This is a genomic window from Marinobacter sp. SBS5 (assembly GCF_048285575.1).
In the GTDB taxonomy this organism is placed as follows: Bacteria; Pseudomonadota; Gammaproteobacteria; order Pseudomonadales; family Oleiphilaceae; genus Marinobacter.
Genome location: NZ_JBLWAZ010000003.1, coordinates 16,815 through 43,206 on the forward strand (window position 1 = coordinate 16,815; position 26,392 = coordinate 43,206).

Here is a 26,392-nt window from a genome sequence, read left to right on the forward strand (position 1 = left end):
CAGTTTGCAGAGTTACTGAGTCACGGTACGCGGCAGGATGAATTCCACATCCGAGTTCTGAACGGCATTCATCAGATTTTTAATAACGACCTCAATCGGCGCATCGTTGTATAAAATTTCGTACAACCCGCGCACCAAGGGCATATGAATGCCGATGGCTTCAGATTTGTCTCGTACTAACTTAAGAGTATAGATGCCCTCAGCCACCTGACCCAATTCTTCGGCCGCCTCATCAAGCTTTTTACCAGTACCTACGGCGTAACCTACCCGAAAATTTCGGCTCTTGCTGGATGTACACGTAGCAATCAGATCGCCCACACCGGCCAGCCCCATAAAAGTCATCGGGTTGGCACCCAGACTAACCGCAAACCGGCTCATTTCCGCCAGCCCACGTGTAATCAGCATGGCTTTGGCGTTCTCACCAAGATTTTGGGCAGAGGCCAAGCCCGCCACAATGGCGTATATGTTTTTCAGAGCGCCCGCCAGCTCAACCCCATATACGTCCACGTTGGCGTACACACGGAAATACTCGCAACCAAGCAATTCCTGAACGGTGTGACGAACAGCGGGATCTTTCGCGGCAATAACCGTCGCGGTTAACTCGCGATTAACAATCTCACCCGCAAGGTTTGGACCACTCAGCACACCTGACCGGCAGCGGGGAATTTCTTCAAGCAGAATTTCACTCATCAGCTTGAAGCCTTGTTCTTCAATACCTTTGGTCAGACTCACAACGATCTGGCCGTCTTTGAAGGCACTGCTGTTGTCACGAATAACCGAACGGAACGCCTTTGAGGGAATCGCGACAAAGACTACGTCGGCACTGCCGACTGCCTTCACGAGATCGGTTGTTGGCAGGATATCGCCTTCAAGAACGATGTCGGGCATGTAACGGGAATTCATTCGAGTTGTGCGAATTGCTTCGACCTGCCCTTCGTCACGCATCCAAAAATGCACGGTGTGACCGTTTTCACCGAGCACCTTGGCCATGGCAGTCCCAAAACTGCCTCCGCCAAGTACGGCCACATGTTGAGATTTAGCCACATCGGTTTCAGGCGTTACGTTTTCTGGCATAGTTTTTCCGTATGTTGGTGTTAGGCAAGACCCGGCGCTGAAAGCAAAAGTGATCAGCCGGGTTCTTCACACTCAAGAGCTCGAACGAGGTCTTTGAACTCTTCCCTGTTTTTGCTGTTCATGGCCATCAATACTTTGTGGGCATCCAGCACTTTCTCGCGGACTTGTTGTTCGCTGGCCTTAAGGACAGGAATCTCTTCAAGGTCTTCGATTCGGGAAGCCGGCTCGCGGACAATAATAAAGATCTTGTCGAAGCCCATGGAGGAGATAATGCGGGTAACATCAGGATTTGTAGAAATCAGAGTCGGTAGAAATTGGCTTTGTTTGTAAGCCGCCAATGCTATCTTGGCAAGGAGCCCTAGCGTTGTGCTATCGACAATGTCCGTTTCGGTGAGATCGATAACGACGGTTTTGAATTCCGGGTCCCGGGTGATGGACTCAACGAGGTTGTCCAGCGTCGAACATAGGTTCAGCCGGATTTCTCCAATAAACTTCAGGACGTAAATTCCCTGCTTATCTGCTTGCAGGATTTTATAACCAGCCATGTTTTTCACAGTGCCACTAAGTCGACGACGTTTTATCTGAACCAGCTAACTGGTCAGTGACCGATACTATCGCTATATCGTCAGGAAGCTCCGAGATGCTATTTAATCCCAAGGCCTCGCTCAGCGATGCGATAGTGTGACTACCTCCTGATACGAGTTCAAGTAGCGTACGTTCCTTTTCATCCAGAGTTTTGTCAGGAATGACCTCCAAGAGGCCATCCGAGAAAAGAAAAAGGCGAAATGGCCGATCCAGTTTTACCTGATACAAATCCCACTTGGGATCATCATCAAATAAGCCAACAGGCAGGCCGCTGCCTTCGAGAAACCGGGTCTCGCCGTCTTCAAACGATAATATAGGCATAGGAAAATGCGCCCCCACCGCGTAGCTTAACGTTCGCTCTGACAGTGTAATGATGCCAACAAAAACGGTTACGTGTTTGCCTAAACTCGTATCCATCAGTTCTGAGTTAATACGCTCAAGAATACGCTCCGGATGCATAATGTCATCACTGGACTGCCTGCGTAGATTGCGCTTTAAGCGGTTGGTCAGGTTTTTTAGCAACACTGTAACGAAGGCTGAACTGGCTCCGTGGCCGGATACATCAGCGATGTACACCAACACCTTGTCACTCGACAGCCGAATGTAATCCAGGAAATCGCCGCTCAAGTAGAGGGACGGCTTGATAAAATAGTCGGCATGGAGGCCGCAAATTTCTTGGTTGTGCTCCGGCAACATCTTCAACTGTACTTTACGGCCCGCATTTTGATCGGCCCGTAGTTCAGCAATGCCGCTGCGAAGATCCACGTTGGCCTCTTCGAGCTCTTCACGATACTGCTTGTTCAGACGATTCACCCGAATTCGATCAAACAACTTTTCGATGACGTCATCCAACGCGCTCTTATCCGCGTTACAGGGCTTAAGTACAACATCCGCGGCGCCAGCCCGAAGAAGCTCAATCACCGTGGCGCTTGAAGGACTGCTGGTGCATGCAACAATGGGCGTGTAAGTTTCGGACGCCTCGAGGCACTGGGTCAGATCCTCTATGACATTCGGGTCAAGGTCAGCAAAGATGACATCAGGCGTTTTCTCGTTGAAGAGGCTGCGCGCCGCATGAACATCCCGACAAACGCTCACATAGAAGCCTCTGGCATCCAAATAACGTGACAGGTCTGAACGAGCCTGTTTATCGGCGTCAATAATCAAAATGCGCTCGGTGCGCGAGGTCATGTTAGTTGCCCTAAACTACCAGCGGTAAAAGAAAAACAGGCGTTATAAAGTCTATTCTGGCATGACCTTGTGATATAACAAGGCCATACTGATCTTTTTGGGGGATTTGTAACCATGCGACGTGCCGTCAACGACCTTCTGGGTGCCTACGACAAACTGATCATGGACCCTGTCCATGGCGGAATTCCGCTTTACAGGCACGAGATTCAGGTTATTGACCACCCTCTGTTCCAGCGCTTGCGCAACATTTGCCAGAACGACATCTTAAGTCTGGTGTTCCCCGGCGCAACGCACTCCCGTTTTCTGCACAGCATTGGCGTGATGCACGTGGGCACTCGAATGTTCCGCGCAATGATCGATGCGTACCTTCGCGAGCGGCAGCTTAGCGAACAAGTGGAGCTAAGCCTGAACCAACTGGATGCCATCGACTACCTCGCCAAGGTCATTCGTTTGGCTTGCCTGCTTCACGACAGCGGTCATTCCAGTTTTTCCCATCAGTTCACCCAAGCTCGCCGTATTCGAGAACTGATGTCACGCCCTGATCGTTTTCGGGAGCTTTGGCGGGGCGAAGATTACACTCGCTACTACTCGGATGAACCCGAAGAACTCGAACACGAGCACTACTCGGTTCGTGTGGCGCACGAGGTGCTTTCTTCAGTCGATCTTGAAAGCGCTGGTCTGCACGCCGAAGACATCATCGGCATTATGGAAACAACCCAAGTAACACAGAGTGAAACCTTCTGCCGCCATGCCCATACCTTCCTGGCCTTTATTGCGGGCGATCAATCGTTAGCGGAAACAACCTCTGGGCAAGCAGTTCCGGCGCTGGTGATGGGCCTGTTGTCTTCTATCGTGTCAGGTGAGATAGATGCTGACCGGGCCGACTACATGCTTCGGGATGGGTTCCATAGCTCAGTGACCATTGGCGGCTTCAACCTGGACCACCTTCTTAGTAACTTACGTTTCGGCTGGGATGTGTCTGAACCTTGGATGGGACTGGCGATCACCCAGAAAGGCTTGGGAGCACTGGAGGATTTCGTCTATAGCCGGTATCAGATGTACCGCAAAGTGTATGGCCACAAGACGGCACTCGGGTTCGACTGGCTTTTGCGGGAGGCCATCAACGAAGTTCTGGAAGATACAGAGTGTTTCGAGTGGATTGATACCTGCCTCAGCGATATGAGCTTTTTCGCCGAGTTAACCGACAGCTTCTTCTGGGAAGCGTTCCGTAAAGTCGCCCGCAAACAGCCCAAGAGTTACTCGTTCCTGATCGTTAACCGGGTAAAACTCAAGCATCTGGATACCCGGGAAAACCTGAGTAAACCAGAGATCCACGATCACAGCCAATGGCTGGCAGGCGAACTGGGCTTATCGGTGGACGATGTGGTGACCTGCACCATGAAAGCCCGGTTCTCCAACATCCAAGACAACTTCAACGGCATAAAAGTACTGGCGAGGGATCCGATATCCCGCCAGCGCTCACTGCGGAAGATTACCGACGTCAGCGCGTTCTTTTCCAAGTTCGCGGACGGCACTATCACGCATTTCTATCGGCAGCCGGAAGTTTCCGCCGCGGCGCCGGATCTAACGGAATAGTCCCACCCCACCGGATTAGCCAGTCTGCATGGCCCTAGCCAGCAGGCTGGCGCTCTCCCAAGCACCTTCTACGCGCCCGCCAACCAACCAGTCGCCCGCAATGCCGACGCCCTCACTCTGATCCCACAAATAACCCGGTTGTGCCGTGGAAGCTGACCGAGCATACAGCCAGCGATGCGCAACGGAATCGTCCACCGTTCCGCCGAACCCTGTGAGTAGTCGAAATTCTGCTAGCAAGTCATTGCAAACCTTTTCTGCGCTGGCATCCACATTTGCCTCAGTCCATTCAGGCGTCGCGTGTAGTACCCACCACTCACCAGCATCGTTTCGCCCCGGCTTGGACGAGTTGTTTGCCACCCAATAAAGAACATCAGAGTCTGGCCGCATAGCGTCGAATGGGGCGGTGGGAGCGTCCCTAAAATAGGCCGCTACAGCCCAGCAAGGAAGAATGCCGCCACCTGGGGGCTGTGTTGCGGTCAACAGGGTGCTCAAGCCACTCACCGCTAAAAGCTCCTGAGTTTGCGCCGGAGGCGCCGTTACAACAACCTGATCGTATTCGCCATGCTCTCTACCCTCTGTGCATACCAATCGCCATCGATCACCCGAACGGTGCAAACGGGCGATTCGAACCTGCGTGGTAAGCTCTACCTGCTCGGACAATCCCCGAGTGATGGCCGTCATTCTCGGAATACCAACGTAGCGAGTTTCTTCCGGGAACGGCTCCCAGCGGTCACCCGCACTTTGAAATCCAAACGTTGCATTCCAGGGCCCGAAACAACCGCGCCCGGCATACCTTTCCAAAAACGTCAGAAACTCGGGGTTCCGCCCCGTAAAATATTGAGCGCCTATATCGACGGAGCCATCCGCCACTCTTTTTGATGCCATTCGGCCGCCCGGCCCCCGGCTTTTTTCGAACACTCTGACCCGATGGCCCAATTGGCCAAGAAAAATAGCTGCGGTTAAACCCGCCAAGCCTGATCCGATGACTGCAATATTGCGTATTAATGAGTTATCTGAGGTTTCATTGAGCATGGCGATTTATGACCCGAGTGAATAACTTGTTTACAAACATTCTAAGATGGTTCGACTCTGAAGCCGGATTGGATCACCTCGATACCCAATGCCGGCAATTCAACATCGTCAGAGTGCTTCCGTTTCTAGCGCTCCACGCAGCTTGTTTTCTGGCACTGTACACCGGTACCAGTGCCTTTGCTGTTGGTTTTGCGGTGATTTTTTTCTTGGTTCGAATGTTTTCCATCACGGCGTTCTACCATCGGTATTTTTCTCACAAATCGTTCAAAACCAGCCGCGTGGCCCAATTCGTTTTTGCCATCGTCGGTGCCAGCTCCGCTCAACGCGGGCCGTTATGGTGGGCGGCTCATCATCGACACCATCACCAGCATTCCGACCAACCAGAAGATCTTCATTCACCCCATCAGGGCGGTTTTTGGTGGTCACATGTTGGCTGGTTTACGTGCGATGCCGGATTTGTCATGGACGAACGCCGCATCCGGGATTGGCTTAAATTTCCGGAACTGCGGTTCATCAACCGATTTGACTCGCTTGTTCCGGCTGCCGCCGCGGTCCTGATCTATCTTTTGGGTGAATCGCTGGCCATATGGGCCCCCAGCTTGGAAACCAACGGCTTGCAGCTTTTGGTCTGGGGCTTCTTCATTTCAACGGTAGTCCTGTTCCATGCCACAGTTTCCATCAACTCTCTGTCCCATGTCTGGGGCAAACGCCGGTTCGAAACCAGTGACGATAGTCGCAACAATTTCTGGCTGGCGTTACTGACATTAGGTGAAGGTTGGCACAACAACCACCATCGCTGGCCTCAGTCGGCTCGCCAGGGATTCCGCTGGTACGAAATTGATATCACATGGTACGGCCTGTGGGTACTTTCGAAGCTGGGCGTCATTTGGGACCTGACTCCCATTCCGGCGCACATTATGAAAGAAACTCTGGCCACTGACCAAAACCGAGTAGAAAAGCCATGAAGACGACTCCTCCAGACAACATTGTGGAAGTTGGATCCAGAGAAAAAGCCATGCAGATTGTTCTGGATAAATTCTGTCGCCTCTACAACCAATTGGATAAAGGACACCTCCGTGAGTTGGCGGCGGTGTACGGTGAAGACATACAGTTCCACGATCCGTTCGGACAGGTTGTAGGGCTCGATGCATTGACTGAATACATGGCCGGCGCTTATCAGAACGTGATCCGATGTCAGTTCAGTTTTGGCGAACCCATTTTTCAGCACCCCGGGTGCTGCATTCCTTGGATGATGGAACTGAGCCATAAGCGCATCCAAGGTGGAAAGCCGGTTTTTGTTGAGGGTATCAGCCACCTGCACATTCGGGACGGCAAAGTACGCATGCACCGGGATTACTTCGATGCGGGCCAACTGCTGTACGAGCACCTCCCGCTGGTCGGTAGCGCGATACGCTGGGTGAAGAGGCGCGCCGGATGAACAAACACGCGCTGCCTGAGTTAAACATCTGGCTGACCGGAGCGTCATCGGGCATTGGCGCAGCGCTGGTGCAGGAGCTGGCTACCCACGGGCACAGAATGGTCATTAGCGGCCGACGCCAGCAAGCGCTGGATGATCTGGCAAAAAATTGGCCCGAGCAGATCCACACCGCGGTGGCCGATACCACCTGCCGGGACGAACTGGCCACGCTTTCAGGGCAGCTGGATCACTTCGGTGACCTGGATATGGTTCTTCTCAATGCGGGCACTTGCGAATATTTGGAGGTGGCTGACTACGACAGTTCGATTATTGAAGCCAATATCACCACCAATTTGCTCGGCACGGCACGCTGTCTCGACATTGCTTTACCTGCCTTGCGCGCCACTCGTGCGAAAGGGAAACCGGCGACAGTGGTGATTGTCAGCTCGTCTGCTTGGTGGTTTCCGTTCAGTCGTGCCGAAGGCTATGGCGCGTCTAAAGCTGCCCTCACCTACTTTGCCCATTCGCTCCGGGCCGACCTGGCCGCAGAAGGCATTGAGGTAGTGGTGGTCTCCCCCGGGTTTGTAAAAACACCCCTGACCGACCGGAATGACTTCCCTATGCCGTTTATGGTCAGCGCCGAAGAGGCCGCAAGGCGCATTCACCAAGGGCTCGCCAAAGGCAACCGGGAGATAGCCTTTCCAAGACGATTTACTTGGTCGCTGAAAGTTTTGCGCGTTCTGCCGCAAGGGCTCATCGACCGGCTGGCGGCCGCAATGGCCCGAAACACTGATAACCACGCTTGAATGGATTTGCTACAGGAAAATACTAGATGAATCAGGAACGCCAACGGATTGCAGTGATTGGTGCAGGAGTGTCCGGTTTGACCGCGGCCTGGCTACTCAGCGAACACCACGACGTTGAATTGTTTGAAGCTGCCGATTACGCCGGAGGCCATACCAATACCGAACAGGTCACCGTAGATGGAAAAACCTGGCCGGTAAACACGGGCTTTATCGTGTTTAATGACTGGACCTACCCCAACTTTATGAAATTGATGGACCGACTTGGCGTGGCCTCAGAGGTCAGCGACATGAGCTTCAGCGTGGATTGCCACGCCACCGGGTTGCAGTACAACGGTACCAGCCTGAACACGTTATTCGCCCAGCGCAGAAACTTGTTTAACATCAAATTCCTGAAAATGATCCGGGAGATTCTGCGCTTTAACAAAGAATCGAGGGCCGACTTGGCTGACGGACAGATTCCGGAAGGCGAAACGCTGGGCGCGTACCTGAATCGAAATCACTACAGTCGCTATTTTCGTAAGAACTACATCGTGCCAATGGGCGCCGCGATATGGTCCGCCCCGGAAATTGCTCTGGAACAATTTCCAATTCGTTTTTTTCTGCAGTTCTTTAACAATCACGGCATGTTATCCGTCGATGACAGACCTACCTGGCGCGTGATTTCAGGCGGATCCGCCACCTATGTGGCGCGCATGATGGACCGTTTGGGCGACAAAACCCATCTAAACAGCCCTGTGTCCGACATACAGCGCGATGAGAACGGCGTAACTTTCGTCTCCAACGGCCGAACCCACAGGTTTGATCAGATCATTCTTGCCTGCCACAGCGACCAAACTCTGGCCATGCTGAGTGATCCTTCCGATAAGGAAAGGGCTATTCTGGGCGCTATCTCTTATCAGAAAAATGATGTGGTGCTTCACACCGATGCGAGCGTATTGCCCTCTAACCCTCTGGCGTGGGCCGCCTGGAATTACATGATGCCGGAGCACAGCACGCAGCCTGTCTCGGTTACTTACAACATGAATATTCTGCAGAATTTCGACGACGCGCCGGAAACCTTCTGCGTCACTTTGAACCGCAGCAAGGACATTGCTCCGGGAAAAGTCATCAAACGCTTTGAATACGACCACCCGGTGTTCACTCTGGATGCGGTAGCCGCCCAAGAACGCTACCACGAAATCGGTAACCAGAACCGCACACACTATTGCGGCGCGTATTGGTTCAACGGTTTTCACGAAGACGGCGTTCGTAGTGCCTTACGGGTGGCCAAAGCGTTTGGCGTGGAGCTCTGATCATGGCCAGCGAATGGTTAGAAGGTACTATAAGACATCGGCGCAAGTTACCGATACAAAACGAGTTTCAATACAAAATTGGCATGCTGGCACTGGATCTTGACGACTGGAGCAGTGTGACCAGCATCAGCCCCTATTTTTCATTAGAACGCTTCAATTGGCTGAGTCTGTATCGCAAGGATTACCTTGACCCTGACGAACCGGATTTGCGCCAAGCGGTTAGCAAGCGAGTGCAATCAGCCACCGGCTGGTTGCCGGATGGCCCTATCCAGTTGATCACCCACCCGCGCTACTTAGGCTACGTGTTCAACCCGGTAAGCTTTTATCTGTGTTATGACCGGGGCCGCCAACCCGAAAAAGGCGACGTACCACGCGTCATCCTCGCACAAATCACTAACACGCCGTGGAAAGAACGACACGTTTACTGCATGGAATGCCAACAACCCGGTGCCTTTACCCCCAACCGCTGGCAAACCGAGCGCTTTGCCTTCAGCAAACGCTTCCACGTATCTCCTTTCAACGGCATGGATCAACACTACCATTGGCTGTTCAACTTTCGCGGGCCCGACCTTCGTATCCACATGAACGTGGAGGAGGAAAACCGGAAACATTTTGATGCCACGCTGGAAATCCAACGCACCGCCCTCGACCGTATAACGCTAAACAGAAGCTTGCGGCGGTTCCCGCTGGAAACCGTCAAAGGTGTTGCCGGCATTTACTGGAACGCCCTGAAACTGAAATTGAAGGGAGCACCCTTCTACACCCATCCAGACAAGCTTGACGCTCAAGATTCGGCTTACCGCAGAGGCACAGAAGATCAGGGCCTGGATGTTACCGAGCAGCTGACGTTGTCGGAAGCAGATACAAAATCGATAGGAAGGGTAAGCTCATGGAGAACTTGAACACCTCCGTTGAAAAGCATGGCACCGTTACTGGGCGCCCATCAGTGATAAGCCGCATTGCACAGCAATTGGTTTGCCATCAGCTGTCTCAGTTGGGCCACGGCACCCTTCGGATTCGCGAAGCGGGTTTTGACGATCGGGTATTCGGTGATGGCGATCCATGCTACCCGGCTGCGGAGCTGGTTATACATAATCACAGCACCTGGAGAGACCTGGTGACTGGCGGCAGCGTCGGCGCAGCCGAGTCTTATGTGGCAGGCGACTGGGGATCGCCCGATCTAGTCGCGCTACTGCGTTTTTTCACCCGCAACCTGGACACCATGAACGCGTTCGAGGACAAATTCAGCTGGATCAGCAAGCCCGCGCTGAAGGGTTTGCACTGGCTGAACCGTAATACTCCCGAAGGCTCACGCAAGAATATCAGCGCTCACTATGACTTGGGCAATGACCTGTTTAGCCAGTTTCTTGACCCAACCATGATGTACTCTTCCGCGATCTATCCGAGCGAAGAATCCAGCCTTGAAGAAGCCGCCGTGCACAAGCTCGACGTTATCTGCCGGAAGCTGAACTTGCAGCCTGACGACAAGGTAATGGAAATCGGTACCGGTTGGGGCGGATTTGCTATACACGCCGCGAAACACTACGGCTGCCATGTCACCACGACAACCATTTCCAAAGAGCAGCTAGAGCTGGCCCGGGCCCGAGTGGAATCCGAAGGTCTTGAAGACAAAATCACTCTGTTGTTTGACGACTATCGAGACCTGACCGGCCAGTTCGACAAGCTGGTCTCCATTGAAATGATTGAAGCCGTCGGGCCGCAATTTCTCGACAGTTACCTCAGTCAGATCAGTACATTGTTAAAGCCGGACGGGCTTGCGCTCGTGCAAGCCATCAACATGCCTGAGCAGCGCTACGAACGAGCCCTGAAGAACGTCGATTTCATTCAACGCTATATTTTCCCTGGCAGTTTCATTCCTTCCTTCGGCAGTATTTTGGGGGCCATGAGCCGAGGTACAGATCTCGTACTCACTCAGGTTGATGATTTCGGCTTCCACTACGCACGCACCTTGCGCGACTGGTGTGAGCGCTTCATGGCCAAACGTGACGCGCTGTCTAAACAAGGCTACGACACCGAATTCCAGCGCTTGTGGCAATTCTATTTTGCATACTGCGAAGCAGGTTTCAGTGAACGGGCCATTGGTGTTGCCCACGTATTGATGGCCAAACCTCCCAACAAGCGCGCCAGTCTTGTTTGTTCATGATCACCTCTGAGATGGGCCGTAACGGGCTCAACTTTTTGCTCTTTCAAACCGGCTGGCTGGTTTGTGTGCTTTACCCGGGCCTCGCGTCTACCGGGCTAGCTGCGCTATTTCTAGCCATCCACATGGTGTTGGTGAGTACTCAGCGTGGCGCCGAACTCCGGTTCATCGCTGTTGGCATTCTGCTCGGAAGCCTGCTGGATGCACTTTGGTTCCGACTCGGCGTACTGGGGATCGAAGGCGCTGAAGGCATCAGTAACACCGTGCCACTTTGGCTCATCGCCATTTGGGCGTTGTTCATGACAACCTTGTGCCATTCGCTCAGCTGGATGACCAAACGGAAATGGCTCCCATTCGTTCTGGCGCCGTTTGCCGGCTCGTTTGCCTATTGGTCCGCCAGCAAGCTGGGCGCGATAACACTACCCGGGCACTTCGTTTCACTCCTGGCAATCGGAGCCGGCTGGCTCGTTTTGTTCCCGTTATTACTGACCATTCGCAAACATCTGGTTGTGGAGGTGGCGTCATGATTCGGTGGCTGGCGTGTCTTGCGGTTTTCTTATCAGCCTCGCAGCCGGCGCACGCAGCCTCCACGTTCGATTTTATCGGGACGGCCAAATCTGGTGACACAAAAAATGTTCTCTACCAAGAGCAGCACCGAATCACAGGGGCCTGCACAAAGGCTGGGTTCGAGCCCGACGAACACACCGTGGAGTACCGAAAAGGGCCGGCGGAAAGCCGTTTTGCGATAAAAACACTTCGATACGATGAACGCCCTAGCCGGCCCAGCGTCGATTTTCGGCAGCCGCATTTTGGAGAGTCCTTAACGATAACCTACCCTGAGAAAAATCAGTTGGCCATTGCGTGGAGGCCTCCGTCGGGGGACCGAAAAAACTTCAGGGTTCGATACGATGATCAGTTGGTTGTCGATGCCGGATTTGACCATTTTGTCAGGGCCAATTGGCAAGCGGTGACAGCTGGTAAATCTCTTTCCTTCCAGTTTCTGGCACCGACACGGGGAGACCACTACGGATTCGTGCTTGAACCGGCTCCAGCGGCAAAGATGGACGCCGATGTGGTGGTACAGATTCGTCCAACCAGTCTGGTACTGCGGTTTCTTGTCGATCCCATCATCTTGGGCTACAACCAGCGTGGCGCGTTAACGCATTATCAGGGGTTAACCAACATCCGCGCCAATAGCGAAACAAACTACACCGCCAACATCCACTACCGCATCACCCAATACCCGGACTGTGAGCTGACTTTCTGAGGCTCTACCTGCGGCCATACGGCCACCCTGCTATACCCCTTCGGTGTGGTAAACTCCGGATCAAACTGATTCGGAGTTTCTAAAACCATGATGTTCGTGTCATTTAACGTCAACAGTATCCGCACTCGCTTGCACCAACTCGAAGCTGTCATTAAACAGCTCGATCCTGATTTTATCGGACTTCAGGAAACCAAGGTCAGAGATGAGGAATTCCCCGAGGAAGCTATTCGGGAACTGGGCTATCACGTGCATTTTCATGGCCAGAAAACCCATTACGGCGTTGCCCTACTCTCCAAGCATGCACCCGATAATGTGGTAAAAGGCTACGCGACCGATGACGACGATGCGCAACGCCGTCTGATCACCGGCCATTTCACCGTAAACGGCGAACCGCTCACGGTGATTAATGGCTACTTCCCGCAAGGTGAAAGCCGTGACCACCCGGTCAAGTTCCCGGCAAAACAAAAGTTCTACGCAGACCTTATGGACCTGCTGGATGAACAGAACAAGCGCCCCGGTCACGTCGTACTGATGGGCGACATGAACATCTCGCCGACCGACAGTGACATTGGTATCGGTCCGGATAACGCCAAACGCTGGCTACGCTCCGGCAAGTGCAGCTTCCTACCCGAAGAGCGGGAGTGGCTGAGCCAAGTTGAAGCTCGCGGATTCACCGACGTGTTCCGCCATTTGAACCCGAACGAATCCGATACCTTCAGCTGGTTTGACTACCGGAGCAAAGGATTCGAACGCGAGCCCAAGCGGGGCCTGCGTATCGACTTAATCATGGCCAGTGACAGCTTGTTGCCCAAAGCCAAGGACGCCGGAGTGAGCTATGACATCCGTGGCATGGAACGCCCTTCTGACCATTGCCCGGTTTGGGCGAGCTTCGAACTCTGACAGGCCGATAGATTCGTTATGAAGAAAATAAAAACCAAGGATAGGATACTCAACACCAGCTTGCAGCTGTTCAATAGCCACGGCGAACCGAACGTCACCACGCTGCTGATCTCCGACGAGCTGGAAATTAGTCCGGGCAATCTTTACTACCATTTCAAGAGTAAAGGCGACATTGTTGAGGAGTTATTTAAGAGCTTTGAGGCTGAGATGCTGGACCTGCTCGCGGTGCCGGAAGATGCGGAGGTGCCGCTGGACCAATTCAGCTTCTTTCTGCACCTCCTGTTCGAGGCGGTTGCCCGCTATCGCTTCATGTATCAGGATCTGGTGAACGTGCTATCACGGTATGACCGCCTACAGGTGCGCTTTCGACGGATATTGAAGAAAAAAACGTTAGCTTTTCAGTCTCTGTGCACGAGCTTCAAGCGGCAGGGGTTGATGGAAATAGAATCGACAGAGCTCGATGCCCTGTGCCAACAGCTAACACTGACCGTTTGTTACTGGAGCAGTTTCGACACGCTGTCGCATCTGGATGATCGTGAGTTCGTCGATCCCGGTAAAGGGGTGTATCAGGTATTGCACCTGATACTGCCCTATCTTACCGATGACGAAAAAGAGGAGGTCAGGCTGATTAGCGCAACGTACCTCTAATCGTCAAAACTTACTCTTCTTCATCGCTGACGCTAGGCCCTTTTCCGCTGAGCTTGGCCAGCTCACCTTCCAGATACTCGATTCGACTCTCCAGAGCCTGAATGTCTTCCTTGCGATGAATCCCTAGTCGGCGTAAGGCTCCGGAAACACGCTGATCAAACATATGCTCAAGCTTGTCCCACGTGCCGGTTGCTCGCTCGCGTACTTCACCAACCCGGTCTTCAACGGTGCGAATTTGCTTGCCTACAACACCGCGAGTTTTGGATTCAAGCTGCTCACCTTCCTGAACCAGGCGCTCAAAGAATTTGCCGGCGTCTTCCTCTGCTTTAGTGTAGGCACCCAGCCCAGCCAACCAGATCTGACGGGCAGAGTCCTTGATCTTTCCAGGAAGCTGCGGATCAGTCTCGGGGGTTTGATCATCGTGCTCAGACATGAGTACCTCTTGAATACGGGCAATAGGATTAATTAGGCATTATATTACAGCCACCATTTGATTGCAGTGCTTGTGGCAAACTCCCCTAGAGCCCGCATCACGAAAGGCTGCAATATAAAGAACGTTGGCATATGAAGAAATGTTTTCAAAGGAAACGGTGCAAAGCTTGAGTTGTACGAAATATGGTCAATACTTCTCGATACCGGTGTCCCCGTTGATGCCGGTTTGTCTGGAAGTCTTTCATGGATACTACTCGCACGCCTCTGCCCGGCCTCCCATGCCGGGCTTTTTTTGGCCTTATTTCCTGTTATTATATGCTTATTCCAAACACACACTTTTTCGGGAATTTACCCATGATAAACATTGCTTGGAGTGATTTTACCCCCGTCAGCGCATTGGCGGGCGGCATTCTGATTGGCCTTGCTGCGGCTAGCTTCCTTCTGTTGAACGGCCGAATTGCTGGCATTAGCGGCATTCTTGGTGGACTGCTGACACCGGTGCGCAACGATATCATCTGGCGCACCGCCTTTCTCGGCGGTTTGATCGGAGCCCCCATCGTTTGGTTGCTGTTTGCCGAGCTACCGGAAATTGAGATCAACGCAGGCTTCCCGGCCATTATCATTGCGGGCCTATTAGTGGGTGTCGGCACCCGCTACGGCTCTGGCTGCACCAGTGGCCACGGTGTGTGCGGGCTATCAAGGCTCTCGCCTCGCTCGCTGGTAGCCACCCTGAGCTTCATGGCAACGGGCTTTATTACTGTTTATGTCATTCGTCACCTGATCGGAGCCTGATCTCATGAAATACAACCTTACCTCTCTGATTGCCGGCTTGATCTTCGGTTTGGGCCTCATCATTTCAGGTTTGGCTAACCCGGCTAAAGTTCTCGGATTTCTGGACCTTGCCGGCCTTTGGGATCCTTCGCTCGCGCTCGTTATGGGTGGTGCAATTCTCGTCGGCTTGTTTGCCTTCACGGTCGCTAAGAAGCGCACCTTATCGCTGCTCGGTTTTAGTATGAAGCTTCCAACCAACACAAAGATTGATAAGCGTCTAGTCGGCGGCAGTTTGATGTTTGGTGTGGGCTGGGGTGTTGCCGGATTCTGCCCGGGGCCGGCATTGGTTGCCGTTGGCGCGGGTGAAATTAAAGGGATAGTCTTTGTCGTGTCCATGGTGGCAGGTATGATGCTCTTTGAACTTATCGAACGGAAACGCGCGCAATCTACCGAACGTTAATCTAACTATTGCGCTCATATCCGTGCCGGGCTTCTTACGAGCCCGGCTCAGCCAACCTCCGGAGAAGCCCAGTGGATATCAGAAAAATTGACGACACCATCTCTGTTGCCCCCCAAATTGCCATCGAAGATATCGCCGAGCTTGCCCGCCTTGGCTTCAAGACACTGATCGCAAATCGGCCCGATGGCGAAGAATATGGGCAACCCCCAATGACTGACATCAAAGAAAGTGCCGAGGAACATGGGTTAAAGTGGGTCTATCTGCCTGTTGCGTCCGGCCATATTACCGATGAGGATGTCGATGCATTCGCCCCCATGTTTAAGGCGGCGGAAAAACCAGCCTTGGCGTTTTGCCGGTCTGGCACCCGCAGCGCCGTTTTGTGGGCACTGAGCGCTGCGCGAGAGCAGAACCCACAAGACCTGCTCTCAAAAGCGTATCAAGCCGGCTATGATCTCACCGGGCTGATTGGCCGTATGCACATGCAGCAACAGAACCACCAAAGCTAACTCCCACAACCGGAAAGTTTCAATGCCATACCAAGGGACTGAAAATTTCAGCCATAACCAGGCCGAACGCCTGGGCGTTCTTGTCACCAACTTGGGCACACCCGACGCCCCTACCCCATCAGCGTTAAGAAAGTATCTGGCTGAGTTTTTATGGGACCCGCGCGTGGTGGAGGTACCACGCCCACTTTGGTGGCTGATACTGCACGGCGTTATCCTGCGCATTCGCCCCAGGCGCAGTGCAAAGGCTTATGCAGGCGTATGGTCTCCCGAGGGGTCTCCGCTACTGGTGCACACCGCCAAGCAAGCCGAGGGCATTAGAGAAGCCTTACAAGCGCGATACGGAAGCAATGTCGTGGTTGGATTCGCCATGCGCTACGGCAATCCATCCATTCCCCGTGTATTGGATGAGATGCAACAACAGGGCGTGAACAAACTTCTGGTGCTCCCCCTGTACCCGCAATATTCTGCATCGACTTCGGCTTCAACCTTTGACGCGATTTCCAAAGACTTTAAGGGGCGCCGTTGGCTTCCCGACTTCCGCTTCGTGTCCCACTATCACGACTTCCCAGCCTATATCGAAGCAATGGCTCAGCATATCGAGGCACACTGGGCGGAACACGGGCGCAAGCAAAAGCTGATTCTTTCTTATCACGGGATACCGCTTAAGTATCTTCTGAAGGGGGATCCGTATCACTGCGAGTGCCATAAAACATCTCGCCTGCTGGCGGAACGACTGGGGCTTAAGAGTGACGAATACTTCACCACCTTCCAGTCACGCTTTGGCCGCGAAGAGTGGCTTAAGCCCTATACCGATGAAACGCTGAAGTCACTGCCCGAGACTGGCGTAAAGTCCATAGACGTGTTCTGTCCGGGCTTTTCTTCCGATTGCTTGGAAACCGTTGAGGAAATCGATGAGGAAAACCGAGAGTACTTTATGGAAGCCGGCGGTGAAAAGTTTGCTTACATCCCCTGCTTGAATGCCACACCGGGCCACATCGATGCGCTTGTGCAGCTTGTTGAAGAAAACATTAAAGGCTGGACCGTGCCCACCAATGATGGCGAGCAACTGGAAGCTCGAGCGAAACTGGCAGAAGAGCGGAAAAAGGCCACCTTCCCTGGCCGAAACGACATCTAAGAACTTCAGGCCGAGCGTCACCACTCATAATCTAATCAGGGTGGTGGCTCTTGGCGACTTCAGTCTTCGCGACTTCCCCTTTGCGCTCTGCGTCGGGCAAGGCCTGACAAAACGTGCACTCCTCAGTATCAATGGCCGCACCACCCGATTCGACATAGCGAATACGGTGGCTCGCATTGCCACGATTGGCTGATACCGAAAAACGACGATCTTTGCGCTTGTCCTGCTCAGAAATTTTGTCACCGTGCGTCATGGAGCACCTCCGTTCAGTTCACCTTATAGTGGTAAAACCGCGAAGCGAAGACAATACGAGGATAGACGGACCGGGCTTGAAGAGAGGAGAATCTACCCGCCGTATTCAAAGACGGCGGGTAGATTCTTTCAGAGGTTAGCTTTTACGAGCGTCTTCCCAAGTTTTCAGCAGTTCCTGATAAGGCACTGTCTTACCTGGTACTTTTTCGTTCGCCAGCTTCGGCTTAGGTGCGCCGGGCTGGTCCAACCAGTACTGAGGATCGCGAGGCTTGTTCAGCTTCGGACCACAGTTAGGCATAACATTGGCCCGTTCCAAACGCTCCATCACACGATCTTGCGCATCAGCCAGACCGTTCAGCGCTTCCTGCGGCGTTGCTTCGCCACTGGCCGCCTGAGCAATGTACTGCCACCAGAGTTGCGCCAGTTTTGGGTAGTCTGGAACGTTAGTGCCGGTCGGTGTCCACTGGACACGTGCCGGGCTACGATAGAACTCAACCAGTCCACCGAGTTTCGGGGCCATCTCTGTCATGTAGTCCGAGTTGATGTCGGAGTCACGAATGGGCGTCAGGCCAGCGATGGTTTTTTCCAAAGAAACGGTCTTGGAAACCGTAAACTGTGCGTACAACCACGCCGCCAAACGACGCTTCTCGGGTGTTGAGTCTAGGAAGGTCCAGGAACCAACGTCCTGATAACCCAGCTTCATACCCTCTTCCCAGTATGGCCCACGAGGTGAAGGCGCCATCCGCCATTTAGGCGTGCCGTCTTCATTCACCACCGGCAAGCCTTCTTCGATCATGCTGGCCGTAAAAGCGGTATACCAGAACACCTGTTGAGCAATGTTACCCTGAGCCGGAACAGGGCCGGATTCAGAGAAGGTCATGCCCGTAGCTTCAGGTGGCGCGTATTTCTCCATCCAATCCACGTATTTGGTGGTCGCATAGACCGCTGCTGGGCCGTTGGTGGCACCACCGCGCGACACGTTCGAACCGACCGGGTGGCACCCTTCAACTCGAATGCCCCACTCGTCTACAGGCAGCCCGTTAGGAAGCCCCTTGTCGCCAGCACCGGCCATAGAGAACCAGGCATCGGTAAAGCGCCAACCTAGAGACGGGTCTTTTTTGCCGTAATCCATGTGGCCGTATACTTTTTTGCCGTCGATCTCCTTCACGTGGACGGTAAAGAACTCGGCAATATCTTCATACGCAGACCAGTTAATCGGCACGCCCAACTCGTACCCGTAACGATCTTTAAACTGCTTCTTCAGGTCTTCCCGCTCAAACCAATCCGCACGGAACCAGTAAAGGTTAGCGAACTGTTGAGTTGGCAGTTGATACAGTTTGCCATCCGGACCCGTGGTGAAATCCAAGCCGATAAAATCATCCAGATCCAGAGTCGGTAACGTCAGGTCTTTACCTGCCCCTTTCATGATGTCTTCCACCGCCACTACCTTGCCGTAGCGAACGTGGGTGCCGATCAAGTCGGAGTCGTTTACATAACCGTCGTAGATATTCCGGCCGGACTGCATTTGAGTCTGCAGCTTCTCGATTACATCGCCTTCCTGAATCAACGTGTGGTTGAGCTTGATACCGGTGATTTCAGAAAACGCCTTGGCTAAAACGTTAGATTCGTACTCGTGGGTCGCGATGGTTTCTGACACCACGTTGATTTCCATTCCACGGAAATCTTTCGCAGCCTGGGTGAACCAAGCCATCTCTTCCAGCTGTTGCTCTTTGGTGAGGGTCGATTTCTTAAACGACTCAGTCACCCACTTTTCAGCTGCATCTGAATATTGATCCGCATAGGCCTGCAGGCTAAGCCCCATACCGGCTGCTGCAATAGCCGCGCTGAGTATAAGGGCCTTGGGATGTTTTTTATTTTCGAACATATCCGACCTCATTTTTTAATTTAGTAGAGCGAGACTAAGCAACACCCTTCTTTTTACTTCACAAACGCTTATCGAATTCCATTCGGTAAGCGTTGTGTTCAGTAATCGTCTAATGAACGTTTTCAAACACTGCTTTCAAACTAGTTCGCGAACGAACTATTTACAAATATCACCAAACAACGCAGAGCCTTGCTCACCCCCAGCGCAGCAATATCATCAGCCAGAGCACAGAAACTCCAAGCGCAACCCACAAACTGATGTCACTAACTGCCAAGAAGGTAAGGTGTATATAGGCCGCCGACAACAAGCCGATAAAAAGCCGATCACCCCGAGTCGTTTCGATGGGCAGAAACCCCTTACGCTCTGTACAGGGTGAAACTATTTCGAAAACGGTCATAACGGCCAGGATGGCGGCAATGACGGAAAAGAAAATGACAACACTGGGAGTCCAGTTCATCCACGCAATCATAGGTATTCTCCTTATACGCGTCCGAGAGCGAAGCCCTTAGCGACGTGGTTACGAACAAACCAAATTACAAGCAAGCCGGGAATAATGGTCAGCACGCCGGCTGCAGCAAGAACACCCCAATCGATACCGCTGGCACCAATGGTACGTGTCATGATTGCCCCAATAGGCTGAGCATCTACGGAGGTAAGCGTTCTTGCCAGTAGCAGTTCGACCCAAGAGAACATGAAGGCGAAAAATGCGGTCACACCGATACCAGAGCGGATCATCGGCAGGAACACTTTCACAAAAAAGCGCGGAAAGCTGTACCCATCGATGTAGGCCATTTCGTCGTATTCACGAGGAACCCCCTTCATGAACCCTTCAAGAATCCACACCGCCAAAGGCACGTTAAACAAGCAATGCGCCAACGCAACCGCTATGTGGGTATCGAATAGGCCGATCGACGAATACAGCTGGAAGAACGGCAGCAAGAACACCGCCGGTGGTGCCATGCGGTTACTTAGCAGCCAGAAAAATAGATGCTTGTCGCCCAAGAATTTATACCGGCTGAAGGCATAAGCTGCGGGTAACGCTACCAGCAACGTTATGATGACGTTGATAGTCACGTAGGCCATGGAATTCAGGTAGCCGTTGTACCAACTTGGGTCCGTGAAAATCACCATATAATTATCAAGAGTGAAATTCTTGGGCCACATGGTCAGCCCCCCGAGAATTTCCTGATTGGTTTTGAACGACATGTTCAACAACCAATAGACGGGAGCCAGTAACAGGACAATAAAAATAGTAATCGCGACATTTTTCGAGCGAGCTTGTTTCATCACACTCTCCTTAGTTTTCTTTGTCGGCGTGAGTGATGGCGGTAAAGAACAACCATGAAATCAGCAAAACGATCAGGAAATAGATCAAAGAGAATGCCGCTGCACGGCCAAGATCAAACTGCCCTATCGCCATGGTCGTCAAGGTTTGGCTCAGAAAGGTTGTCGAACTACCTGGGCCGCCACCGGTCAAAACAAACGGCTCTGTATAAATCATGAAGCTGTCCATAAAGCGCAACAGGACAGCAATAATCAGCACACTTTTGAGCCGTGGGAGCTGGATGTAACGAAAAACCGCCCACTTGGAAGCGCGGTCTATTTCTGCTGCTTGGTAAAAGGCTTCCGGAATCGCGCGCAGGCCTGAGTAGCAAAGCAAGGCTACCAGGGGCGTCCAGTGCCAGACATCCATCAACAAAACAGTTAGCCAAGCGTCTACGGTGCTACCGGTATAGTTATAATCAACGCCTAATTGGTTAATACCCCAACCAAACAAACCAATGTCACCGCGGGCAAAAATCTGCCAGATCGTGCCTACCACGTTCCAGGGAATCAGTAGCGGTATGGCGACCAAGATTAAGCACAGGGAACCCTTAATGCCGGACTTCGGCATCGTCAACGCAACGCCGATCCCCAAAGGAATCTGGATCAACAGCACGGCCCCTGAAAACAGAAACTGTCGTAGCAAGGAGTCTTGCAAACGTTCGTCGGTCAACACTTCTTTGAACCATTCCGTGCCAACAAAAAACGATTGTCCCGGCCCGAAGATGTCCTGTACCGAATAGTTGACTACAGTCATCAGTGGAATGAGCGCCGAAAACGCCACCAACAAAAATACCGGTAGTACCAGCCACCAAGCACGATTATTTGGAATCTTATCCATCACGGTTGCTCCTGTATCAGGAATTCATCGACATACAACATCGTCCACTGGGGCGGCAACGCAAGGTAAACGAGACTGCCAACCTCTGTCTCGAAGTCCTCATTAACTCGAACTTTTAGATTCTGGTTATCGAGTCGCACGTCAACAATCTTATAAGTACCGAGGTCTTCCATATCCAAAACCTCAACCTCATAAGAACTCTCTGAAGGATTACCAGCTAACTCAATGAATTCAGGGCGGATTCCGATCTTCACATTGACGGATTCAAGGCGACTTAAATGCTCATTCTGCCAAGACTGTAAAGCCACCTCGGTTGATCCAAAACGAACGCCTCCAGTACAGCGCTCGACCTCAATGAGGTTCATTCCGGGACTACCGATAAAGTAGCCAACGAAGGTGTGATTCGGCTGTTCGAAAAGCTCGGTCGGGGTACCAAACTGAACAATCTGACCGTCATACATCACGGCTATCTTGTCGGCAAAGGTCGACGCTTCCAATTGATCGTGGGTCACGTAAACCATGGTGATATCAAATTGTTCGTGGATTTGCTTGAGCTTGCGCCGCAACTTCCACTTGAGCTGGGGGTCGATCACTGTCAACGGTTCGTCGAACAAAATGGCGGACACATCTTCACGCACCAGCCCCCGCCCCATAGACACTTTTTGCTTTTCGTCAGCGGTCAGGTTCTTGGCTTTCTTATGCAGCTTGTCTTCAATCTCCAGAACTTCGGCGATCTCTTGTACCCGCTCCTTGATGCGCGCCGCCGGAACTTTATTGTTCTTCAGCGGAAACGCCAGGTTTTCGTATACCGTCATCGAGTCGTAAATGACGGGAAACTGGAAAACCTGAGCAATGTTTCGGTCCCGTGGTGACAGAGTGTTTACTCGCTTTCCGTCAAACAAAACCTCACCTTCAGATGGCTGAACCAGTCCAGAGATGATGTTGAGCATCGTGCTCTTACCACACCCGGAAGGCCCCAGCAGAGCGTAGGCGCCACCTTTGTGCCAAACGTGGTCGAGCTGACGAATCGCATAATCTTCGGGTCCTGCGGGCGACTTGCTGTAGCTGTGTGCCAGTGACTTCAGTTGAATTTCGGCCATTACACTCCCCTCCCCGAAACCTGCGATGGCGTGTGCACCAACTGTTCGTTGGCATCAAAAACGAACAGTTTATTGATCGGCAGATAAACCTTAATGGAAGCCCCTGTGTGGTGTTGGTGCACCCCCATCAATTGGGTGACCATTTCAAAGTGACTGTTTTCAACATGCATGAAGGTTTCAGAGCCGCTGATTTCACTCAAAGCCACTTCCATCGCCAGTTCTATATCGTCATCACTGGTAGGAGCCAAAGCGATATGGCTAGGACGAATTCCAAACCAATAATCGCCAGGCGTCAGCTTGGCTAGTTCATGAGTCAGCGCGTGGCGGGTGTCTTCGTCAAACGTGATTTCAGTATCTGAAACACGCCCACGAACCAGGTTCATTGGCGGCTCGCTAAACAACTGAGCCGCAAGTGTATTCACCGGTTTGCGATACACTTCCATCACTGGCCCACTTTGCACAACATTACCTTCGTGCAGAATCGTGGTTGTACCGCCCAACGCTAGGGCTTCATTCGCCTCTGTCGTTGCGTACACGGCAATACACTGGCGTTCACGAAACAAATCTCGCAGCTCAGCCCTGAGTTCCTCGCGAAGTTTATAGTCGAGGTTAACCAAGGGCTCATCGAACAGTACCAACGTGGCATCTTTAACCAACGCGCGCGCCATGGCTGTGCGCTGTTGCTGGCCGCCGGATAGCTCAAGAGGGAAGCGCTTCAACAGCGGTTCAATCTGCAGCATCGACGCTGTTTCTTTAACACGGCGGTCGATTTCCGATTCTGGCATTTTCGCTAGGCGCAACGGCGATGCGATGTTCTCGTACACAGAAAGATTCGGATAATTGATGAACTGCTGATAAATCATCGAAATATTACGACGCTGAACGCTTTGCCCGGTCACATCTTCGCCGTTGTAGATCAAGCGGCCTTCAGTCGGTTTATCGAGCCCTGCCATCAGCCTCATTAGCGAGGTTTTCCCCGCCAGCGTCCGGCCTAATAACACGTTGAAAGAGCCTGCCTCAAACGTAAGGTTGGCATTCCGAATGTAATCGACACCGTCGACTTTTCGGGAAAGGTTCTCGAGCGTTAAGGACATGTATCTTCCTTGCTGTTCTTGTGAATACGTGTCGGGCGCAATGATTGCGCCCTGTCATTCAACACTAATTTAATCAGAACAATAGCTTACGGCGGTTAAGCCCTTTCGAACTAAAGCTTTTGCACCGCATTAATCCAGCCATCGTATAGTCGATCTCGATGCTCTTTGGTCATAATCGGTTCAAAGCGGCGATCACAACGCCACAAATCTGAAAGCTCATCCTGTGACTTATAGACGCCAGCTTTAAGACCCGCCAAATAGGCAACGCCCAGAGCTGTGGTTTCTACCAGTGAAGGTCGGTCAACGGTTGCTCCAAGAATATCCGCCAAGAATTGCAGCACCCAGTTGTTCGCCACCATTCCACCATCGACCCTAAGAGTTGTTGGACGAATACCGTCTTTCTCCATGGCCTTCTGCAAGTCTTTGGTTTGGTAGCACACGGACTGCAGGCCAGCCGTTACAATTTCTTTGATTCCTGTATCCCGTGTTAAACCAAAGATGGCACCCCGTGCGTTAGGGTCCCAGTATGGCGCCCCCAAGCCTGTAAACGCAGGAACCAGATAAACTCCGTGATCAACGGGAGTATCCTGTGCCAATGGTTCGGTATCGCAGGCGTCGTTAATTAGTTGAAGCCCATCCCGAAGCCACTGAATCGCAGCTCCGGCGATAAAGATGCTGCCTTCCAAAGCATAGGTGGTTTTTCCATTTAGTCGATAGGCAACCGTGGTGAGCAAACGGTGCTCCGAACGAAGTGCTTTATCACCCGTGTTAAGCATCAAAAAGCAGCCAGTACCGTAGGTGCTTTTGGCCATGCCCACCTCAAAGCAGGTTTGCCCGAACAAGGCAGCTTGTTGATCTCCGGCAACGCCATACACGGGTGTGCCGTTGAGCGCACCACCGTTGGTGATCTCACCAAAGTCATCGGATGAATCCATGACCTCAGGCAACAGCGACGCTGGAATACCGAACATCTCCAAGAGATCTTCGTCCCACTGCTGGGTATGGATATTAAATAGCAATGTGCGGCTTGCATTGGTGGCATCCGTGCGATGCACCCGGCCATTAGTAAGCCGCCACAGTATGAAGGTATCAACGGTTCCGAAAGCCAACTCACCGCGTTCCGCGCGTTCCCTAACACCCGCCACATTCTCAAGCACCCACCGGATCTTTGTGGCGGAAAAATAAGGGTCAATCAAGAGGCCAGTTTTACCGTGCACCCAAGGTTCGTGGCTGCCTAGCTTCAACGATTTACAATACTCGGCCGTGCGCCTGTCTTGCCAGACAATGGCGTTGTATACAGGCTCTCCCGTTTTTCGGTCCCATATAATGGTTGTTTCACGCTGATTCGTGATACCAACCGCGAGCACTTCGTCGTCTGGACCAAACTCTTCAGTCATAACGGCGTCGCACGTGCGTTTCACCGTTGACCAGAGATCTTCCGGATCGTGCTCTACCCAGCCGCTCTCGGGAAAATGCTGCGGGAATTCCTCTTGTCGAACAGCATGAATATTGCCACTCAGATCAAAGAGGATAGCGCGGGAACTGGTGGTTCCCTGGTCAATGGACAGTAGGTACTGACTCATGCGTTGTCGGCCTCACCTTCATTTTTGTTCGTATTTTTACTTTTTTGAACATAAATACCAAGAATTTTTCCCGAACTTTCCTTATTTGACGCAATTTTGCAGCACACAACTGGCTGGAGTGGCTGCATATAACAGGCAAAACAACTAAACTTTCGTTCTATTTTCAGTTATACACACATTCGAACAAGAATACGCACTCGCAGAGGAAATCGCATGGCGCAGCGGCACCGACAGGAACTCATTCTCGAGCTGATTCATGAAAATGGTTTTGTGACCACTGAACAGCTGGTTGAGCAGTTTCAGGTAACGCCACAGACCATTCGCCGGGACTTAAACGAGCTGGCCAAACATAAGAAAGTACGACGGCACCACGGCGGAGCGGGTATCGACTCCAGTACGGTGAACACCGCCTATCAGGCACGCAAGATTATGGACCTGGAAGCCAAAGAACGCATTGCCGAGGCCATGGTTAAGCTCATCCCGGACAACTCTTCGATATTCATTAATATTGGCACCACCACCGAAACCATCGCTAAAGCCCTTCTCGTAAAAAACAACTTACAGATCGTGACCAACAACTTGCATGTAGCCTCTATTCTCTCGGCTAAAGAGGACTTTCACGTCATTATCGCCGGCGGTGAAGTGAGGAGTCGTGACGGCGGCATTGTGGGCGAGGCAACCCGCGACTTTATCAACCAATTCAAAATGGATTTCGGAATTATCGGGATCAGCGGCATTCACAACGACGGATCGCTTCTGGATTTCGATTACCGTGAGGTGCGGGTTGCTCAGGCGATCATAGCTAATTCCAGCCAAACCTTACTGGCAGCAGATCACTCCAAATTTGGCCGAAACGCAATGGTGCGCTTAGGCAGCATCACACAAGCGGATCATGTGTTCACAGACCAAAAACCGCCCGAGGCGATCGCTAAGATGCTCAAAGAGAACAGCGTAATCCTGCATTTGGTCTGACGCGCCCTCCACTTTTTTCCTCTCCGAACATTTTACTTTCTCGTATATTCGTTTATTTTCATATTTTCCTTT

The 26,392-nt window shown here is 52.3% G+C and carries 29 protein-coding genes; 16 read left to right on the top strand and 13 right to left on the bottom strand.

Translation table 11 applies throughout. The features are described 5' to 3' along the window. Window positions 1–12: 12 nt before the first annotated feature. From ACNQ6O_RS07175 to ACNQ6O_RS07185, 3 genes are all read right to left on the bottom strand, one after another. Window positions 13–1,044 carry an NAD(P)H-dependent glycerol-3-phosphate dehydrogenase gene (locus ACNQ6O_RS07175; RefSeq protein WP_418053356.1) on the bottom strand — a complete coding sequence of 344 codons (1,032 nt, stop codon included), beginning with the start codon at window positions 1,042–1,044 and terminating at the stop codon, window positions 13–15. An 83-nt stretch (window positions 1,045–1,127) separates the two neighbouring features. Beyond that, window positions 1,128–1,619, bottom strand: coding sequence for an STAS domain-containing protein (locus ACNQ6O_RS07180; protein WP_418052561.1), 492 nt, complete (start codon window positions 1,617–1,619; stop codon window positions 1,128–1,130). Between the two features lie 16 nt (window positions 1,620–1,635). Next, entirely contained in the window at window positions 1,636–2,847 is a 1,212-nt protein-coding gene (locus tag ACNQ6O_RS07185) for a PP2C family protein-serine/threonine phosphatase (RefSeq protein WP_418052562.1), read from the bottom strand. 114 nt (window positions 2,848–2,961) lie between these two features. Between ACNQ6O_RS07185 and ACNQ6O_RS07190 the strand changes: the two genes are divergently transcribed. Continuing rightward, window positions 2,962–4,443, top strand: a complete 1,482-nt coding sequence (locus tag ACNQ6O_RS07190; RefSeq protein ID WP_418052563.1) for an HD domain-containing protein — start codon at window positions 2,962–2,964, stop codon at window positions 4,441–4,443. Window positions 4,444–4,458: 15 nt separating this feature from the next. Here ACNQ6O_RS07190 and ACNQ6O_RS07195 read toward each other — a convergent pair whose 3' ends face one another. Further along, the gene (locus ACNQ6O_RS07195; RefSeq protein ID WP_418052564.1) at window positions 4,459–5,475 is read right to left on the bottom strand and encodes an NAD(P)/FAD-dependent oxidoreductase; all 1,017 of its coding nucleotides are present in this window, start codon (window positions 5,473–5,475) and stop codon (window positions 4,459–4,461) included. Window positions 5,476–5,483: 8 nt separating this feature from the next. Between ACNQ6O_RS07195 and ACNQ6O_RS07200 the strand changes: the two genes are divergently transcribed. The 10 genes from ACNQ6O_RS07200 to ACNQ6O_RS07245 all read left to right on the top strand — a co-directional run bounded on the left by ACNQ6O_RS07200 (window position 5,484) and on the right by ACNQ6O_RS07245 (window position 13,966). After that, on the top strand, window positions 5,484–6,440 hold the full coding sequence (locus tag ACNQ6O_RS07200; protein ID WP_418052565.1) for an acyl-CoA desaturase: 957 nt from the start codon (window positions 5,484–5,486) through the stop codon (window positions 6,438–6,440). Further along, complete coding sequence (locus tag ACNQ6O_RS07205; RefSeq protein ID WP_418052566.1) at window positions 6,437–6,913, top strand: nuclear transport factor 2 family protein; 477 nt, start codon at window positions 6,437–6,439, stop codon at window positions 6,911–6,913. Before ACNQ6O_RS07200 ends, ACNQ6O_RS07205 begins: the two co-directional genes overlap by 4 nt. Beyond that, the gene (locus tag ACNQ6O_RS07210) at window positions 6,910–7,698 is read left to right on the top strand and encodes an SDR family NAD(P)-dependent oxidoreductase (RefSeq protein ID WP_418052567.1); all 789 of its coding nucleotides are present in this window, start codon (window positions 6,910–6,912) and stop codon (window positions 7,696–7,698) included. The genes ACNQ6O_RS07205 and ACNQ6O_RS07210 overlap by 4 nt, the downstream gene beginning before the upstream one ends. Window positions 7,699–7,724: 26 nt before the next feature. Then, window positions 7,725–8,990 (top strand): NAD(P)/FAD-dependent oxidoreductase, encoded by a 1,266-nt coding sequence (locus tag ACNQ6O_RS07215; protein ID WP_418052568.1) that lies wholly within the window; start codon window positions 7,725–7,727, stop codon window positions 8,988–8,990. A gap of 2 nt (window positions 8,991–8,992) precedes the next feature. Then, entirely contained in the window at window positions 8,993–9,892 is a 900-nt protein-coding gene (locus tag ACNQ6O_RS07220; RefSeq protein WP_418052569.1) for a DUF1365 domain-containing protein, read from the top strand. Further along, complete coding sequence (locus ACNQ6O_RS07225; protein WP_418052570.1) at window positions 9,880–11,154, top strand: class I SAM-dependent methyltransferase; 1,275 nt, start codon at window positions 9,880–9,882, stop codon at window positions 11,152–11,154. Before ACNQ6O_RS07220 ends, ACNQ6O_RS07225 begins: the two co-directional genes overlap by 13 nt. Continuing rightward, window positions 11,151–11,678 carry a DUF2878 domain-containing protein gene (locus ACNQ6O_RS07230; RefSeq protein ID WP_418052571.1) on the top strand — a complete coding sequence of 176 codons (528 nt, stop codon included), beginning with the start codon at window positions 11,151–11,153 and terminating at the stop codon, window positions 11,676–11,678. The genes ACNQ6O_RS07225 and ACNQ6O_RS07230 overlap by 4 nt, the downstream gene beginning before the upstream one ends. 179 nt (window positions 11,679–11,857) lie before the next feature. Then, the gene (locus tag ACNQ6O_RS07235) at window positions 11,858–12,418 is read left to right on the top strand and encodes a hypothetical protein (RefSeq protein WP_418052572.1); all 561 of its coding nucleotides are present in this window, start codon (window positions 11,858–11,860) and stop codon (window positions 12,416–12,418) included. An 87-nt stretch (window positions 12,419–12,505) separates the two neighbouring features. Then, window positions 12,506–13,318 (top strand): exodeoxyribonuclease III, encoded by an 813-nt coding sequence (gene xthA / locus ACNQ6O_RS07240; protein ID WP_418052573.1) that lies wholly within the window; start codon window positions 12,506–12,508, stop codon window positions 13,316–13,318. Between the two features lie 18 nt (window positions 13,319–13,336). Beyond that, a complete protein-coding gene (locus ACNQ6O_RS07245; RefSeq protein WP_418052574.1) occupies window positions 13,337–13,966 on the top strand; it encodes a TetR/AcrR family transcriptional regulator in 630 nt (209 codons plus the stop codon). A gap of 10 nt (window positions 13,967–13,976) precedes the next feature. On the opposite strand, the gene ACNQ6O_RS07250 is transcribed toward ACNQ6O_RS07245, so the two are convergent. Next, the gene (locus tag ACNQ6O_RS07250; RefSeq protein WP_418052575.1) at window positions 13,977–14,399 is read right to left on the bottom strand and encodes a phasin family protein; all 423 of its coding nucleotides are present in this window, start codon (window positions 14,397–14,399) and stop codon (window positions 13,977–13,979) included. A 353-nt stretch (window positions 14,400–14,752) separates the two neighbouring features. On the opposite strand from ACNQ6O_RS07250, the gene ACNQ6O_RS07255 reads away from it, so the two are divergent. The 4 genes from ACNQ6O_RS07255 to hemH all read left to right on the top strand — a co-directional run bounded on the left by ACNQ6O_RS07255 (window position 14,753) and on the right by hemH (window position 17,270). Continuing rightward, a complete protein-coding gene (locus ACNQ6O_RS07255) occupies window positions 14,753–15,190 on the top strand; it encodes a YeeE/YedE family protein (protein ID WP_418052576.1) in 438 nt (145 codons plus the stop codon). A gap of 4 nt (window positions 15,191–15,194) precedes the next feature. Further along, entirely contained in the window at window positions 15,195–15,629 is a 435-nt protein-coding gene (locus ACNQ6O_RS07260) for a DUF6691 family protein (protein ID WP_418052577.1), read from the top strand. Window positions 15,630–15,700: 71 nt separating this feature from the next. After that, a complete protein-coding gene (locus ACNQ6O_RS07265; protein ID WP_418052578.1) occupies window positions 15,701–16,135 on the top strand; it encodes a TIGR01244 family sulfur transferase in 435 nt (144 codons plus the stop codon). A 22-nt stretch (window positions 16,136–16,157) separates the two neighbouring features. Beyond that, window positions 16,158–17,270 carry a ferrochelatase gene (hemH, locus tag ACNQ6O_RS07270; protein ID WP_418052579.1) on the top strand — a complete coding sequence of 371 codons (1,113 nt, stop codon included), beginning with the start codon at window positions 16,158–16,160 and terminating at the stop codon, window positions 17,268–17,270. A 31-nt stretch (window positions 17,271–17,301) separates the two neighbouring features. Here hemH and ACNQ6O_RS07275 read toward each other — a convergent pair whose 3' ends face one another. From ACNQ6O_RS07275 to glpK, 8 genes are all read right to left on the bottom strand, one after another. Next, window positions 17,302–17,523, bottom strand: a complete 222-nt coding sequence (locus ACNQ6O_RS07275) for a hypothetical protein (protein WP_418052580.1) — start codon at window positions 17,521–17,523, stop codon at window positions 17,302–17,304. Between the two features lie 135 nt (window positions 17,524–17,658). Then, window positions 17,659–19,407, bottom strand: coding sequence for an ABC transporter substrate-binding protein (locus ACNQ6O_RS07280; RefSeq protein ID WP_418052581.1), 1,749 nt, complete (start codon window positions 19,405–19,407; stop codon window positions 17,659–17,661). 193 nt (window positions 19,408–19,600) lie between these two features. Next, window positions 19,601–19,876 carry a DUF2160 domain-containing protein gene (locus ACNQ6O_RS07285; protein WP_418052582.1) on the bottom strand — a complete coding sequence of 92 codons (276 nt, stop codon included), beginning with the start codon at window positions 19,874–19,876 and terminating at the stop codon, window positions 19,601–19,603. Between the two features lie 11 nt (window positions 19,877–19,887). Then, entirely contained in the window at window positions 19,888–20,694 is an 807-nt protein-coding gene (locus ACNQ6O_RS07290; protein ID WP_418052583.1) for a carbohydrate ABC transporter permease, read from the bottom strand. Window positions 20,695–20,704: 10 nt separating this feature from the next. Next, window positions 20,705–21,571, bottom strand: coding sequence for a carbohydrate ABC transporter permease (locus ACNQ6O_RS07295; RefSeq protein ID WP_418052584.1), 867 nt, complete (start codon window positions 21,569–21,571; stop codon window positions 20,705–20,707). Beyond that, window positions 21,571–22,671, bottom strand: coding sequence for an ABC transporter ATP-binding protein (locus tag ACNQ6O_RS07300; protein ID WP_418052585.1), 1,101 nt, complete (start codon window positions 22,669–22,671; stop codon window positions 21,571–21,573). Before ACNQ6O_RS07300 ends, ACNQ6O_RS07295 begins: the two co-directional genes overlap by 1 nt. Further along, window positions 22,671–23,765, bottom strand: a complete 1,095-nt coding sequence (locus ACNQ6O_RS07305) for an ABC transporter ATP-binding protein (RefSeq protein ID WP_418052586.1) — start codon at window positions 23,763–23,765, stop codon at window positions 22,671–22,673. Before ACNQ6O_RS07305 ends, ACNQ6O_RS07300 begins: the two co-directional genes overlap by 1 nt. Before the next feature lie 110 nt (window positions 23,766–23,875). After that, on the bottom strand, window positions 23,876–25,348 hold the full coding sequence (glpK, locus tag ACNQ6O_RS07310) for a glycerol kinase GlpK (protein ID WP_418052587.1): 1,473 nt from the start codon (window positions 25,346–25,348) through the stop codon (window positions 23,876–23,878). A gap of 213 nt (window positions 25,349–25,561) precedes the next feature. On the opposite strand from glpK, the gene ACNQ6O_RS07315 reads away from it, so the two are divergent. Continuing rightward, window positions 25,562–26,320 carry a DeoR/GlpR family transcriptional regulator gene (locus ACNQ6O_RS07315; protein WP_418052588.1) on the top strand — a complete coding sequence of 253 codons (759 nt, stop codon included), beginning with the start codon at window positions 25,562–25,564 and terminating at the stop codon, window positions 26,318–26,320. Window positions 26,321–26,392 lie beyond the last annotated feature (72 nt).